The sequence below is a fragment of the Modicisalibacter muralis genome (assembly GCF_900102945.1).
Taxonomy (GTDB): Bacteria; Pseudomonadota; Gammaproteobacteria; order Pseudomonadales; family Halomonadaceae; genus Modicisalibacter; species Modicisalibacter muralis.
The window spans coordinates 812507-825833 of sequence record NZ_FNGI01000001.1 but is presented as its reverse complement, the minus strand read 5'-3'; the positions used below and the strand labels follow the sequence as shown (position 1 = coordinate 825833).

12 protein-coding genes are annotated in these 13327 nt (G+C 60.5%); 5 read left to right on the top strand and 7 right to left on the bottom strand.

Annotated elements, in window-relative coordinates:
• Positions 1 to 26: 26 nt before the first annotated feature.
• Together BLR92_RS03900 and BLR92_RS03895 are read left to right on the top strand one after the other, a co-directional pair.
• Entirely contained in the window at positions 27 to 1523 is a 1497-nt protein-coding gene (locus tag BLR92_RS03900; protein WP_089725653.1) for a CoA-acylating methylmalonate-semialdehyde dehydrogenase, read from the top strand.
• Between the two features lie 353 nt (positions 1524 to 1876).
• Positions 1877 to 2893 (top strand): MerR family transcriptional regulator, encoded by a 1017-nt coding sequence (locus BLR92_RS03895; RefSeq protein ID WP_089725651.1) that lies wholly within the window; start codon positions 1877 to 1879, stop codon positions 2891 to 2893.
• Between the two features lie 30 nt (positions 2894 to 2923).
• Here BLR92_RS03895 and rarD read toward each other — a convergent pair whose 3' ends face one another.
• On the bottom strand, positions 2924 to 3841 hold the full coding sequence (rarD, locus tag BLR92_RS03890; protein ID WP_089725649.1) for an EamA family transporter RarD: 918 nt from the start codon (positions 3839 to 3841) through the stop codon (positions 2924 to 2926).
• 169 nt (positions 3842 to 4010) lie between these two features.
• Between rarD and BLR92_RS03885 the strand changes: the two genes are divergently transcribed.
• The gene (locus tag BLR92_RS03885; RefSeq protein WP_089725647.1) at positions 4011 to 4814 is read left to right on the top strand and encodes an amidohydrolase; all 804 of its coding nucleotides are present in this window, start codon (positions 4011 to 4013) and stop codon (positions 4812 to 4814) included.
• Positions 4814 to 5515 carry a pseudouridine synthase gene (locus tag BLR92_RS03880; protein WP_089725646.1) on the top strand — a complete coding sequence of 234 codons (702 nt, stop codon included), beginning with the start codon at positions 4814 to 4816 and terminating at the stop codon, positions 5513 to 5515. Before BLR92_RS03885 ends, BLR92_RS03880 begins: the two co-directional genes overlap by 1 nt.
• A gap of 6 nt (positions 5516 to 5521) precedes the next feature.
• On the opposite strand, the gene BLR92_RS03875 is transcribed toward BLR92_RS03880, so the two are convergent.
• Positions 5522 to 7261 (bottom strand): GGDEF domain-containing protein, encoded by a 1740-nt coding sequence (locus tag BLR92_RS03875; RefSeq protein ID WP_089725644.1) that lies wholly within the window; start codon positions 7259 to 7261, stop codon positions 5522 to 5524.
• 195 nt (positions 7262 to 7456) lie between these two features.
• Here BLR92_RS03875 and BLR92_RS03870 point away from each other — a divergent pair, with 195 nt between their 5' ends.
• Positions 7457 to 8110 carry a hypothetical protein gene (locus BLR92_RS03870; RefSeq protein WP_089725642.1) on the top strand — a complete coding sequence of 218 codons (654 nt, stop codon included), beginning with the start codon at positions 7457 to 7459 and terminating at the stop codon, positions 8108 to 8110.
• 62 nt (positions 8111 to 8172) lie between these two features.
• On the opposite strand, the gene BLR92_RS03865 is transcribed toward BLR92_RS03870, so the two are convergent.
• The 5 genes from BLR92_RS03865 to BLR92_RS03845 all read right to left on the bottom strand — a co-directional run bounded on the left by BLR92_RS03865 (position 8173) and on the right by BLR92_RS03845 (position 13322).
• Entirely contained in the window at positions 8173 to 8733 is a 561-nt protein-coding gene (locus BLR92_RS03865; protein ID WP_089725640.1) for a FlgO family outer membrane protein, read from the bottom strand.
• Positions 8734 to 8744: 11 nt separating this feature from the next.
• Positions 8745 to 9413: a hypothetical protein gene (locus BLR92_RS03860; RefSeq protein ID WP_089725638.1), complete on the bottom strand. Its 669-nt coding sequence runs from the start codon at positions 9411 to 9413 to the stop codon at positions 8745 to 8747.
• 117 nt (positions 9414 to 9530) lie between these two features.
• Positions 9531 to 11138 carry an ABC transporter ATP-binding protein gene (locus tag BLR92_RS03855; protein WP_089725636.1) on the bottom strand — a complete coding sequence of 536 codons (1608 nt, stop codon included), beginning with the start codon at positions 11136 to 11138 and terminating at the stop codon, positions 9531 to 9533.
• Positions 11128 to 12222, bottom strand: a complete 1095-nt coding sequence (locus BLR92_RS03850; RefSeq protein WP_245703984.1) for an ABC transporter permease — start codon at positions 12220 to 12222, stop codon at positions 11128 to 11130. The genes BLR92_RS03855 and BLR92_RS03850 overlap by 11 nt, the downstream gene beginning before the upstream one ends.
• A gap of 23 nt (positions 12223 to 12245) precedes the next feature.
• A complete protein-coding gene (locus tag BLR92_RS03845; RefSeq protein WP_089725633.1) occupies positions 12246 to 13322 on the bottom strand; it encodes a microcin C ABC transporter permease YejB in 1077 nt (358 codons plus the stop codon).
• Positions 13323 to 13327: the final 5 nt, after the last annotated feature.

Sequence of the window (13327 nt, the reverse complement as noted above, 5' to 3'; positions counted from 1 at the left end):
AAACATTGAACCGAAAGGAAGGAACTATGCAGCAGGTCCCGCATTTTATTGGTGGTGAGCACGTTAGCGCGACCGGCGCGACCCTGGATATCACCAACCCGGCAACGGGACAGGTGATTCGCCAGGTCGCCGACGCCGATGCCGCCACCATCCAACAGGCCATCGACGCCGCCCAGGCGGCATTTCCGGCCTGGCGCGATACGCCGCCTGCCAAGCGCGCCCAGGTCATGTTTCGCTTCAAGCAGTTACTCGAAGACAACGCCGAGCGTCTGGTCCAACTGATCAGCGAGGAGCATGGCAAGACCTCCGAAGACGCCATGGGCGAGCTCAAGCGCGGCATCGAGAACATCGAATACGCCTGCGGTGTGCCCGAGCTGCTCAAGGGCGAGTATTCGCACAATGCCGGCCCTAGCATCGACGCCTGGTCCAACTTCCAGCCGCTGGGCGTGGTCGCTGGTATTACGCCGTTCAACTTCCCGGCAATGGTGCCGCTGTGGATGTATCCATTGGCCATCGCCTGTGGCAATGCGTTCATTCTCAAGCCTTCGGAGAAGGATCCCACCTCGTCCCTGGCGATCGCCGAGTTGCTCGATCAGGCCGGGCTGCCCAAGGGCATCATGAATGTCGTGCACGGCGGTCGCGAGTCGGTGGAAGCCCTGATCGACGCGCCCGAGGTCAAGGCACTGTCGTTCGTTGGTTCCACCCCGGTGGCCGAGTCGATCTATTCGCGCGGCTGCGCCAATGGCAAACGCGTTCAGGCCCTGGGCGGCGCCAAGAACCACGCCGTGGTATTGCCCGATGCGGATATCGAGAACGCCGCCAATACGCTGATGGGCGCGGCATTCGGTAGCTGTGGCGAGCGCTGCATGGCGATCTCGGTCGCGGTGTGTGTCGGCGACGACACCGCCGAGCGCCTGATCGAGACCATGAAACCCAAGATCGCCGCGCTCAAGATCGGGCCGGGAACCGAGAAGGGCCTGGACATGGGGCCGCTGGTCACCGGTGCGCATCGCGACAAGGTGCTGGGCTATATCGAAGACGGCCTGCGCAGCGGCGCCGAGTTGATCGCCGACGGGCGTGAGCTCAGCGTTGCCGGCCATGAACAGGGGTTCTTCCTCGGTGGCTGTCTGTTCGATCGTGTCACGCCCGACATGCGCATCTATCAGGAAGAGATATTCGGACCGGTGTTGTGCATTCTGCGTGTCGACAGCCTGGACGCGGCCATCGAACTGATCAATGCGCATGAATTCGGCAATGGTACCTGTCTGTTCACGCGTGACGGCGAAGCCGCGCGGCGCTTCGGCGATAACATCGAAGTCGGCATGGTCGGTATCAACGTGCCGTTACCGGTGCCGGTGGCTTATCACAGCTTCGGCGGCTGGAAGCGTTCGCTGTTCGGCGACCTGCATGCCTATGGTCCCGATGCCGTGCGCTTTTATACCCGACGCAAGGCGATTTCCCAGCGCTGGCCGTCGCCGTTTGAAACCTCGCACGCCGAGTTCAATTTTCCCTCCGGCAGCTAAAGCCTAGCTACCCGTCGTTCTCTCCCATCGCGCTCCTGGCTCTCCGGCCCGGGGCGCGCTTTTTCGTGTCGAAATCAGCCTCGATAGCGCCGCTCGACATGAGTGATGAAGTGATTGCCCCTTCGCCGGTTAGCGCTTTTGTCACATATTTGTTACATATTGCTAATGTAAATTTTGGTAACATGCTCAAGGTTTTTCTCTTCTCGCCGTTAAACACGGTAACACTAACTTAATGAATAAATGCCGATGACCGCGTTGGAATGGATGTCGATTGAGCGCTTCTGCAATGCAGGTCGATAGAAGCGTCGGGCCGCCAACAGGTACACCGGTGAAAATGCAGGGGAGATCAATGCATGCTCAAGGGGACGTCGAGGCCCTTGGCCTTGCTGCAGGACGCGCTGCTGGGCCAGCCAGCCGATGATGTGCTGGCCATCAGTGAGTTGGTAACTGAGCTGGAGGAGGCATGCCAGCTAATGGCGCCTGTGCTGCTGCGCTTGTGCGCCGGTAACGCGGACGATCGGACGAGTGCCTCCAGTCTGGCTTGGCGCATGCGTGGACCGCTTGGCGCGCTGCACGATTGGGTGCTCTCAAGAACCATAAAAACACCGCTGAATGTCGAGCCCACGGTATTGGAGGACTTCATCAATTTCGTGGCGATGACCCACAGCCTGGCGGAATCCCTGGGCTGGCCGGTTCCCGGCCGGCTCATGCATCTGTTGGGACTGGCCATGACGCGTGCCCGGCTGGAAGCCCATTTCGGCCTGGAGCCGGCACTGGCGATGCCCGGAGTACAGGGAGGGCGCGGCCTGAGCGTGGTCGAAATCGCCGCATTGTGCGGCCTCAAGTTGACCACCGTGCGTAATGCCGTGTCGCGGCGTGAGATGCCGCACGCCCGCGATGGCGGTGTGCCGCTTGACGACGCGCTCGATTGGATGGTTCAGCGCAGCGGCTTCCTGTACGCGCACATCAATGCCACGACCTGGGAGCGCCGTACCAATGGACGCCTGGCCGCCGACTGGCTGGCGAGTGCTCCGCATGTGGTCTTCGAGCGTTATATCAGTCGCTTGCGGTTATCGTTGTGGCACATTCAGGGCAACGGACGGCGCTTTGCACTGAATGCTGAGGGCGTGCGCAATTGTGTACTGCTATTGCCCAATGTCGATGCGCGAATGCTCGATGGGCTAGGGCTGGAGCGCCTCGACGATCGCAGCAACGATCCTGCGGCACTGATGCATCGCGAGGCGTTCATGCTGTCGCCCAGCGAATCGCTATGGCAATGCCAGGCGCCGACACTGCGTAGCTTGAATGCGCTGATCGAGCGATTGAGTCGTGATGTGTGCGATGACCAGCCATTAGGGAACTCCGCATAGATCCTGGAGCGGTTTACCTGAGGGCATAGCTCAAGATGCCGGTGCAGTTTTTTCCTGCGCATGGCTTTGCCAAGCTGAGTAGGTATACAGGATCAATCCGATCCAGATCAGCACGAAGGAAGCGAGTTGGATCGATGCCAGCGGTTCGTGGAAAATCAGCAAGGCGATGAGGAACTGCAGCGTCGGATTGATGTACATCAGAAACCCGACAGTCATGAGACGCAGGCGTCGAGCGGCGCCGGCAAAAGCCATCAAGGGTAGGGCGGTGACCACGCCACTGGCGATCAGCAACAGGCTGGCGCGTAAATCGCCGGTCATGAAATGCGACTGGCCGTTGGCGCTCAGCCAGGTTATGGCGATCAAGCCCAGTGGCAGCAACAGTAGGGTCTCGACGAACAGCCCGGAAAGGCCGTCCAGCGGCACTTGCTTGCGTAACAGGCCATAGGTGCCGAACGATAACGCCAGGCTCAGCGAAAGCCACGGCAACTCACCCAGAACCACCAGTTGAATGGCAATCGCCACGGTGGCCAAGCCCACGGCGACCCCCTGTAGACGCTCCATGCGCTCCTTGAGTACCAGCATGCCGAGTGTGACGCTGACCAGCGGCGTCAGAAAATAGCCCAGGCTGGCCTGTAGCACCTGGTGGCTTTCGACTGCATAGATATACATTCCCCAATTGAAGCCAATCAACAGCGCGCAGGCGAGAACCCGGCCCAGGCGTCGTGGATGCGCCAATGCCGCGCGCACCGGCGCCCAGCGACCTAATACCGTTACCAAGCCGACCAGGAACAGGCACGACCAGAGCACGCGGTGAATCAATATCTCCCAGGCGGGAATGCCCTCGAACAAGGCGAAGAACAGCGGAAAGCAGCCCCACATGACGTAGGCGGTGAGTCCGAAGGTGACGCCCTTGGTCGCTTCCTTGTCGGGCTGAAGGGGGAGGCTCATGCGCGGCTGATGTCCTTGGTTCAAGTCTGTCTAATGTAACATGGGGCGTTTTGATTAGGCAGTCTCGCACGATTGCGATCGTCAGGCTGCATGCCGTGACGTCCTCGGTTAGGCTGGTGGCATAGGCAGCGACCGCTTGCGGGTAAATTCCGCAACGAGGAGGAGCGACGTGAGTGAAGCGCGTATTACCCTGGTGCAGCCCGATCTGCGCTGGGAAGACCCCGAGGCCAATTGCCGCCTGCTCGACGAACAGTTGGGCGGGCTGGATGGCAAGGACACCGATTTGATCGTGCTGCCGGAAATGTTCGCGACCGGTTTTACCATGAACTCGCGGAAAATGGCCGAACCGATGGAGCGCAGCAGCAGCGTAGCCTGGTTGCGCGATCAGGCGGCTAGCCGCGGCTGCGTGATGACCGGCAGCGTGGCGGTCCTTGCCGATGGCGAATACTACAACCGCATGATCTGGGCGACGCCGGACGGCGAGTTGACCTACTACGACAAACGCCACCTGTTCCGCATGGCCGGTGAACATGAGCGCTATGGCATGGGAAACCAGCGCGTCGTCGTCGAACTCAAGGGCTTTCGCCTGCTATTGACGGTATGCTACGACCTGCGTTTCCCGGTCTGGTTGCGCCAGCAACCCAAGGCGGGCGAGCACTTCGAATACGATGCCATGCTCTGCGTGGCCAACTGGCCGGCACCGCGCCGCCAACCCTGGCGGACGCTACTGCAAGCACGAGCCATCGAAAACCTATGCTACGTGGTCGGCGTCAACCGGGTCGGCGAGGATGCCAAAAAGCTGCCTTACGCCGGCGATTCGATGCTGGTCGATTTCAAGGGCGAAGCGTTGATAGATGAACCGCGCGATCGCTCTTTCATTCGCACCGGCGTGCTCGATCGCCAGGCGCTGAGTGAATTTCGCGATAAATTTCCGGCCTGGATGGATGCCGATCGCTTTACGGTGGAGAGTTGATGCGCCTGGATAGATTTCTTTGTGAGACCACCGATCTGACCCGCAGCCTGGCCAAGAAAGCCCTGCACCGCGAAGAGGTCAGCGTCGATGGTGAAACGGTCAAGAATCCGGCGATTCAAGTCGGTGAAGCCAGCCGGGTCCACTGGCTGGGCCAGCCGCTCGAGCTCGTGGGGTTGCGCTACTTGATGATGCACAAGCCGCTCGGTGTCGAATGCACCCGTCGACCTGGGCTTTATCCCACCGTGCTCGAGTTGATCGACTTGCCCAAGGTCGAACGACTGCATCCGGTAGGGCGTTTGGATGTCGACACCAGCGGCCTGGTGCTGCTGACCGACGATGGCCAATGGACGCACCGCGTTACCTCGCCCAAGGCCAAATGTGCCAAGGTTTACGTGGCAGCTCTCGCGGAAGCGTTGGAAGGCGATGCCGCAGAGCGGGCAATCGAGGCATTTGCAAAGGGCATTCAACTCGATGGCGAAGACGCGCCGACGCGGCCCGCAGAATTGACGCTGGTATCCGCGCATGAGGCGCGCTTATCGCTCACCGAGGGCAAGTATCATCAAGTCAGGCGGATGTTCGCCGCTATCGGCAATCATGTAGAAAGCCTGCACCGTGAATCGATAGGCCCGCTGAAGCTCGATCCGGACCTCGAACCCGGCGAATGTCGTATGTTGCGCGACGCGGAAGTGGCGTTGTTTTGAGCGCCATCAGGCGTAGACCGTGACCCGGGCCCGTCCCCCTTCCTTGGCGACATAGAGCGCCCGGTCGGCGAGCCTGGCCAGGGCCATGGGGTTCGTGGCATGCGTCGGAAAGCTGGCGATGCCGCAGGAGATGGTGACGGGGCCCAGCATGCGTCCCCCGTGCCAGTAGACGCGACCGGCCAGTCGTGCCATCAGGGCCTCGAGCCTTTCCTGGGCGGCATCGGCATCCGCGCCGGGCAGCAGCACCACGAATTCCTCACCACCTAGCCGGCAGACCACGTCGGCGTCGTGGAAATGCTCGCTCAGGGTGGCGGCGACGCCGGCCAGCACCTGGTCTCCTGCTTCATGGCCATGACGGTCGTTGACCTGCTTGAAGTGATCGATATCGATCATTGCCAGCGCCAGGGGCGCGCCCAGGCGTTGGGCCTGATGGGCCTCGTGGTGCAGCAACTCATCGAAGTAGCGGCGGTTGTGCAGGCCGGTGAGCGGGTCGGTGTACGAATAGGTTTCGAGGCGCTCCACCAGGCACTGCAGTTGGTGGGTCCGGGCGGCCACCTCCGTCTCGAGGCGCTGGTTCAAGCTCTTGAGTTCGCGCTGGGTGCGGGCATAGTCGAGCAGCGAGATCATCGCGACGGCCAGCGTGAAGGCCAGCGCCCCTGCACTGACTGGAACGCGCCCCCAAGGCAGCAGGCCGTGGGCCACAGCCATATCGGCCAGCAGCAGTGCGCCGAACACCGCAAAGGTGGCGAGGATGGCATGCTGGCGGCCATCGAGCCGGCGCAGTTGTGGGGTGATGGCCGACAGTAATACCACCAGGCTGATGATCAGCAAGACATCGAACACCGGGAAGGTGGTGGCCAGGTCGATCCAGCCGAGCCCGGCGGAACCCAGCGCCGCGACCAGGTAGCCCAAGTGGCCCTGCCAGATGCACCGGATCAGCCGTGGCCGGGTATCGGCGAACCAGTGCTCGAGCAGCAGCCCAAGAGCGATGGGCAGGGTGAAGTAGCCGCCGGCGGCCAGGTAGTCCCACAGCAGTGGGGCGTCAAGCAGTAGCTGGCTGGCCTGGGACTCGGCCAGGATCATCGATCCGGACGCCAGGCCGAACAGGGCGATGGCGGCAAAGCTGCGGCGCTCTGTCTGGATTACAGCGAAGCTGCCGGCGAGAAGCGCTAGCAGCAGGCACAGTGGACCTACGATCAGGGCGGCGGCGGAGTGCCGTAGGATATAGCCGAATAAATCGGCACGCTCCATCAGTTTGATCTCGCCCCACAGGCCGATATCCGTGTAGTCGGAATAGACCCGGAAGTACAGCCACCGGCCGGCGGTATCTTCGGGCAGGTCGATCATGTGCCAAGGCCAGCCGGCGAAGCGGCCTTCGCCATCGGCGTCGAAGGTGCCGTGACGATAGATGCGCTTGCCGTCCAGGTAGGCCTCGGCGATCAGATCAATGCTGTAGACGTAGAGCACCGGGTCGACCCACTCGCCTGCGGGCAGGGTGACGCGGAACCAGGCATGATCGCGGCCCTCGCGGTTGGGCGGGTTGGAGGGGAAGCCGATCGACCGCCAAGTATCGTCGTTACTCGGTAGGGTCCAGGCTGGGGTGCCGTCGGGGAGAAAAGGAGAGTCGCCCCAGCGGTATTCCCAACCGCTCTCCAGCTCGCGGGGTGTCGCCATGGCCATGGTAGCCAGTAGGCTCAGCACGCACAGCAGCATGGCGCCCGCCAGCCGTTTCCCCGCTTGCCCCATTGCGTTTCCCTTTCCGTTCTTTTTCTTGTTCGCGGCAAGTATAGTCGGTCGGTGTGGTGCCAACCCCCGCGGGATATTAAACGATGCGCAGGGTTTTATCCTGTTATACCGTTATCTTTGATCTAACAACTACACAACACATCCAGTCTCTAGCAGCTATCCTTGAATTAGAAGATCCCGCTAAGGAAGAGCAGGATGCCAACTAAAAAGCAAATCGTCACCGTACTGTTGGATCGCCATGGCCGAACGTTCGCCCGCGAGTTGGGCGTCGAATTGGCGAAGAATACACCAGCGCCCTTGTATCGGTTGCTCTGTTTGGCGTTGCTGACCAGCGCGCCACTGAGTGCCGAGGCCGCGATGCGGGCCTGCAAGGCGCTGGGAAAGGCGGGATGGACCACGCCCGCCAAGATGGCGGACACGACATGGGAGGAGAGGGTCAAGGTACTCAACGAACATGGCTACGCGCGTTACGACGAGAAGACCGCGCGCCAACTCGAAGCGTTGACCGACCACCTGCAAAACCGCTACGCGGGCGACCTTCGCCAGTTGCGCGCCGAGGCGGATGGCGATGTCAAAAAAGCCCGGCGTTTACTCAAGGAGTTCAAGGGTATTGGTGGCGTCGGCGCCGATATCTTCCTGCGCGAAGCCCAGGCGTGCTGGCACGAGTTCCAGCCGTTCGCCGACAAGATGGCCTTGAAGTCCAGCGCCAAGCTCAAGCTCGGCGACGATGCCTCCGCGCTGGCCAAGCGCGTCGAGGCACGGGACTTTCCACGCCTGGTGGCGGCATTGGTGCGCACTCAACTAGCCAAGGATCATCAACAAATCATCGATTGGGCTTCGAAAGCGTAACTACCTGTTGCTAACCCTCCCGTAGCATGCAGCCGAATTGGCAACGGGTAGCTTGTGGTAATTCACCAAGTTGGAGGTAGCATGGCGCGAATATTATTATCCAGTGGGAGCTGCATATTGGTGGCGCCAAGAATGACATTGTCACTACTGCGGACGAGCCTGACATTGATATAGGCAGTGTCTCTGGCCTGTGCATAGGTGCCTATCAGGATGCCCTGGGCATCATGGGAGGCCGACAGGCGGCGTATGTCGCGTGAAAGAATGAGTTCGCCGGTGCTTTCCTGAATAAATAGGCTATCGCGCATCTTGATCTCGACGACTGTCAGCCCTGCACGCACCAGTTCCGAAGAAAACATTTCAGATAAGGTCCGGCCGAATGTTGATGACTTTCTAAGATTGTCGATGCTGACAAAGGTAGCAGCAATTAGCGGCCTATCTGGTGCTAATCCGTGGGTGTTTTCCAACAAATCTATGGATGCCTTTTCTACTAGCTTTAATATATCCACGTTGTCACTTTTGACAATCACGACGCCTCGGTCTTTGGTGGCACAACTCGCTAATAGCATAAATAGCATGGAGCAAAGGATAGCCGCGAGCAGTCTTGCGTGTGGTTTTACACCCATCATGGCTTCCTTTACCAGCGGTCAGTGATTGAAATTGTTTTCAACGAATCAGCTCCGTCTCGATAATGGTCACTATCTCCCGCATTGATATAATAGATATTCGATGAGGAATAGAGAATACGGTCGCCATCAATGGCCTGAGTTGTAATGATCACCTCTTTATTGCTAGGTGCCACCCAGTTGCCGCTAAAGGCGTCGACCAATCCGGCTGCGGGTATCAACGCAAGCGCCGGCTCACTCCAATGATTAAAAGGGATGGTTGCTACAGCGATGCCGGCGGCTAGCGCGGTCCAGGCTCCTTGGGGAGCACGCACATACTCTCTATCCCTGTGCTTCACGACTTGAACGCGATAGTCGATGCGGGCCGTATTAATAGGGTTGGTGCTTACGTACGCACCATTGGACACTAGCTGGCTGGTCAATAATGAATGAAAGCCTTGTGCAAAAGAGGACCCTTCTTCTTCACCGCTAACAAAAAGCACCTTTCCAGTCAGGTGTGGATTATGCAACATTTGTTTCGCTTCATGCGTTGCCAATACACGCCAATGGTGGGCAGCTTGCATTTTTTGTTGTTCGCTAAGCGGGTATGTGGATGCTAGAGGCGCCTGCGAGGTATTGACGTTGAAGCACCCGCTCAGTAGGACGGCGCTGAGTGCAACAATAAATAATCTGTACAGCATCGGTTAACACCTTGAGCATTGTTGGCTCTGGTATCGGCGCCATGGCGTAAAACTTTAGCGGATATGAAAATATGACCGGTATGACCGGTATGACCGGCAAGTGGCGTAATGCCTGCGTCAGGTCCCAGTCGCATCGAGTCCTGCCGCTTCGACCAGCGCTCGCGTATAGTCGCTGCGCGGTGCATTCAGTACCTGTTCGCAGTCGCCTTGCTCGACGACGTGGCCGTCCTTGAGAACCATGACGCGATGGGCCATGGCGCGTACCACGGCCAGGTCGTGGCTGATGAACAGATAGCTCAGCCCACGCCGGGACTGGAGATCGCGAAGCAGCTCGACCAGTTGCTTCTGCACGGTGCGGTCGAGCGCCGAGGTGGGTTCGTCGAGCACGACCAATTCGGGCTCGAGGATGATCGCACGCGCGACGGCGATGCGTTGACGTTGCCCGCCGGAAAACTCATGCGGATAGCGTGCGGCGCAGTCTTCGGGCAGGCCGACCTCGCGCAGCGTGGCGGCGACGCGCCGTGAGATTTCCTCCTTGCCCAGCTCGGGGTAGTGAAAGCTCAAGCCCTCGCTGACGATATCCATCACCGGCAGGCGGGGCGATAGCGAGCCGTAGGGATCCTGGAAAACCACCTGGAAGCGTTTGCGGCATTTGCGCAGGGCGTTACCGCTCAGCGTGTCGATGCGTTCGCCAGCGAAGTCGATCTCGCCCTTCGCGCGGGTCAGCCGCAGCAGCGCTAGCGCCAGGGTAGTCTTGCCCGAGCCCGATTCGCCAACGATACCCAGGGTTTCACCGCGCTGCAGGTGTAAATCGAGCGGGTGGACGGCAACGAACGGTGCCGGCCGACGCGAAAACAGCCGTTTGGGCCGCGAGAAGCTCACCTGCAGCCGGCGCGTGTCGAGTAGCTGCTGATTAGCGCCTTCGGCCGCATCGGCAACGGCGCTTGGGCGTCCTTCGGGCTCGGCATCCAGCAGCAAACGCGTATAGGCGCTGCGTGGCCGGCCGAAGACCTCATCGACGGGCCCGGTTTCCTGCTCGCGCCCCTGATAGAGCACACAGACCCGGTCGGCATGACGCCGCACCAGGTTGAGATCATGGGTGATGAACAGCATCGCCATGCCATGGCGTTCTTGTAACTCGGCGAGCAGCGCGAGAATCTCCTGCTGCACGGTAACGTCGAGCGCGGTGGTCGGCTCGTCGGCGATCAACAGCCGGGGGCGGTTGGCGATGGCCATGGCAATCATCACGCGCTGGCGTTGACCACCGGAGAGCTGATGCGGCCAGGCATCGAGCAGTTCATCGGCGCGTGGCAATCGAACCTGCTCGAGGAGTTCGCGGGCGTACTTGCGCGCGGCGTTACCCGTCACACCCTGATGCAGTCGCAGGGTTTCGCCGATCTGCTTGGCGACGGTGTGCAGTGGGTTCAGCGAGGTCGTCGGTTCCTGAAAGATGAAGCCGACCTGGTTGCCGCGAATGCCCCGCCAGTCGTTATCGGCCAGTCGTGATAGATCGCTGTCACCCAGATAGCGACCACCACTGATATTGGCATTGGCCGGTAGCAGGTTCATCGCCCCCAGCGCGCTGACCGACTTGCCGGAACCGGACTCACCGACCAGTGCCAGGGTTTCGCCGCGACGGATATGCAACGACAGCCGTTCGAGAACCGGTGCGCCGTCGAAGTCGATACTGAAATCGTCGAGGGCGAATACGCTATCAGCGCTCATCGGCGCGCTCCTGTCTGGTCTGGCTCATCGTAGGTGCTTCACCGGTGGGCCGCGTGGTAGTCGCCTGGATATGGCGCGGATCGAAGGCATCGCGCAACCCTTCGCCGATGAACACCAGCAGCGACAACATCAGGCTCAGGGTGACGAAGGCGGTAATGCCTAGCCATGGCGCCTGTAGATTGTTCTTGCCCTGGGCGACCAGTTCGCCCAGCGACGGCGCACCGGGTGGCAGGCCGAAGCCGAGAAAATCGAGCGCCGTCAGCGTGGTGATCGCCCCGGTGAACAGGAAGGGAATGAAGGTCAGGGTGGCGACCATGGCGTTGGGCAGCACATGACGCCACATGATCAGCCGCGAGGGCAGGCCGAGCGCGCGAGCGGCGCGCACGTATTCCAGATTGCGCGCGCGCAAGAACTCCGCGCGCACGATATCGACCAGCCCCAGCCACGAGAACAGCAGCATGATACCCAACAGCCACCACAGATTGGGCTGCACCAGGCTGGCGAGAATGATCAGCATGAACAGTACCGGAAGCCCCGCCCATATTTCGGTGAAACGCTGGCCGATCAAATCGATCTTGCCGCCGAAATAACCCTGAATACCGCCGAATACCACTCCGAGAATCAGCGAACCGGCGGTCAGTGCCAGGGCGAAGACCACCGAGAGGCGAAAGCCGTAGATCACCCGGGCCAGGACGTCGCGCCCCTGGTCGTCGGTGCCCAGCCAGTGGCGCAGGCTGGGCGGAGAGGGCGCCGGGTGTTCGAGTCCGAAATCGATGGTGTCGTAGGAAAACGGGATCGGCGGCCACAGCATCCAGCCATGCTCAGCGATGGCGTTGCGCACGAACGGGTCGCGATACACCGCGGCGGTGGGCAGAAAACCGCCAAACTCGGTTTCCGGGTAGTCGACCAGCAGGGGAGCGTACCACTGCCCCTGGTAACGCATCACGATGGGTTTGTCGTTGGCGATCAGCTCGGCGCACAGGCTGATCGCGAACAGCACGGCGAATACCCATAGCGCAACCCAGGCGCGGCGATTGTGACGGAATACCGACAATCGGCGCCGGGTGATCGGGGATAAACTCATGCTCAGTCGCTCGCGCATCGCCATCATGACTCCCGCGTTTCGAAGTCGATGCGTGGGTCGACCCACACATAGGTCAGATCGGAAATCAGCTTCAATATCAGTCCGATAAGGGTGTACAGATACAGCGTGCCGAAGATCACCGGATAGTCGCGTTGCATGACCGCTTCAAAACCCAGCAGGCCGAGGCCATCGAGTGAGAAAATCACCTCGATCAACAGCGCTCCGGTGAAGAAGATACCGATCAGCGCCGAGGGAAACCCGGCGATGATGATCAGCATGGCGTTGCGAAACACGTGTCCGTAAAGCACCCGGCGATCGCTGGCGCCCTTGGCACGGGCGGTGAGCACATATTGCTTGTGGATCTCGTCGAGGAAGCTGTTCTTGGTCAGCATGGTCAGGGTGGCGAAGCTGCCGATCGCTCCGGCGATCACCGGCAAGGTGATATGCCAGAAGTAATCGACGACCTTGCCCCACAGCGAGAGCTGTTCGAAATCAGGCGAGGTCAGCCCGCGCAGTGGGAAAACATCGAAATAGCTGCCACCCGCCAACAGCACGATCAACAGGATGGCGAACAAGAAGCCGGGAATCGCGTAGCCGACGATGACCAGTCCCGACGACCAGACATCGAAGCGCGAACCATGGCGCAGCGCCTTGCGAATGCCCAGCGGAATCGACACCAGATAGACCAGCAGGGTGGTCCATAACCCCAGCGAAATCGATACCGGTAGGCGCTCGACCATCAAGTCGATGACCGGACGATCGCGGAAGAAACTGGTGCCGAAATCGAAGGTGGCGTAATCGACGATCATGTCGAAAAAGCGTTCGGCGGGTGGCTCGTCGAAGCCGAACTGTTCCTCCAGTTGGGCAATGAAGCGCGGATCGAGGCCACGAGCCCCGCGCGACTGGTCGGTGGCGGCGGCGGGGTCACCACCGCCGGTATTGAGTCGAGTGCTGGCGGTGGTGTCGAGCCCCTCGTAGCGGGCGATGATTTGATCGATGGGCCCACCGGGAGCAGCCTGAACGATGATGAAGTTGACCAGCATGATCCCCAGTAGCGTGGGAATCATCAACAGCAGGCGGCGCAGGACATAGGCAGCCACGGCGT

Excerpts from the sequence above, each read along its gene's own strand:
- BLR92_RS03900 (WP_089725653.1), top strand. The coding sequence starts at position 27 with ATGCAGCAGGTCCCGCATTTTATTGGTGGTGAGCACGTTAGCGCGACC.
- BLR92_RS03895 (WP_089725651.1), top strand. The coding sequence starts at position 1,877 with ATGCTCAAGGGGACGTCGAGGCCCTTGGCCTTGCTGCAGGACGCGCTG.
- rarD (WP_089725649.1), bottom strand. The coding sequence starts at position 3,841 with ATGAGCCTCCCCCTTCAGCCCGACAAGGAAGCGACCAAGGGCGTCACC.
- BLR92_RS03880 (WP_089725646.1), top strand. The coding sequence starts at position 4,814 with ATGCGCCTGGATAGATTTCTTTGTGAGACCACCGATCTGACCCGCAGC.
- BLR92_RS03875 (WP_089725644.1), bottom strand. The coding sequence starts at position 7,261 with ATGGGGCAAGCGGGGAAACGGCTGGCGGGCGCCATGCTGCTGTGCGTG.
- BLR92_RS03870 (WP_089725642.1), top strand. The coding sequence starts at position 7,457 with ATGCCAACTAAAAAGCAAATCGTCACCGTACTGTTGGATCGCCATGGC.
- BLR92_RS03865 (WP_089725640.1), bottom strand. The coding sequence starts at position 8,733 with ATGGGTGTAAAACCACACGCAAGACTGCTCGCGGCTATCCTTTGCTCC.
- BLR92_RS03860 (WP_089725638.1), bottom strand. The coding sequence starts at position 9,413 with ATGCTGTACAGATTATTTATTGTTGCACTCAGCGCCGTCCTACTGAGC.
- BLR92_RS03855 (WP_089725636.1), bottom strand. The coding sequence starts at position 11,138 with ATGAGCGCTGATAGCGTATTCGCCCTCGACGATTTCAGTATCGACTTC.
- BLR92_RS03850 (WP_245703984.1), bottom strand. The coding sequence starts at position 12,222 with ATGAGTTTATCCCCGATCACCCGGCGCCGATTGTCGGTATTCCGTCAC.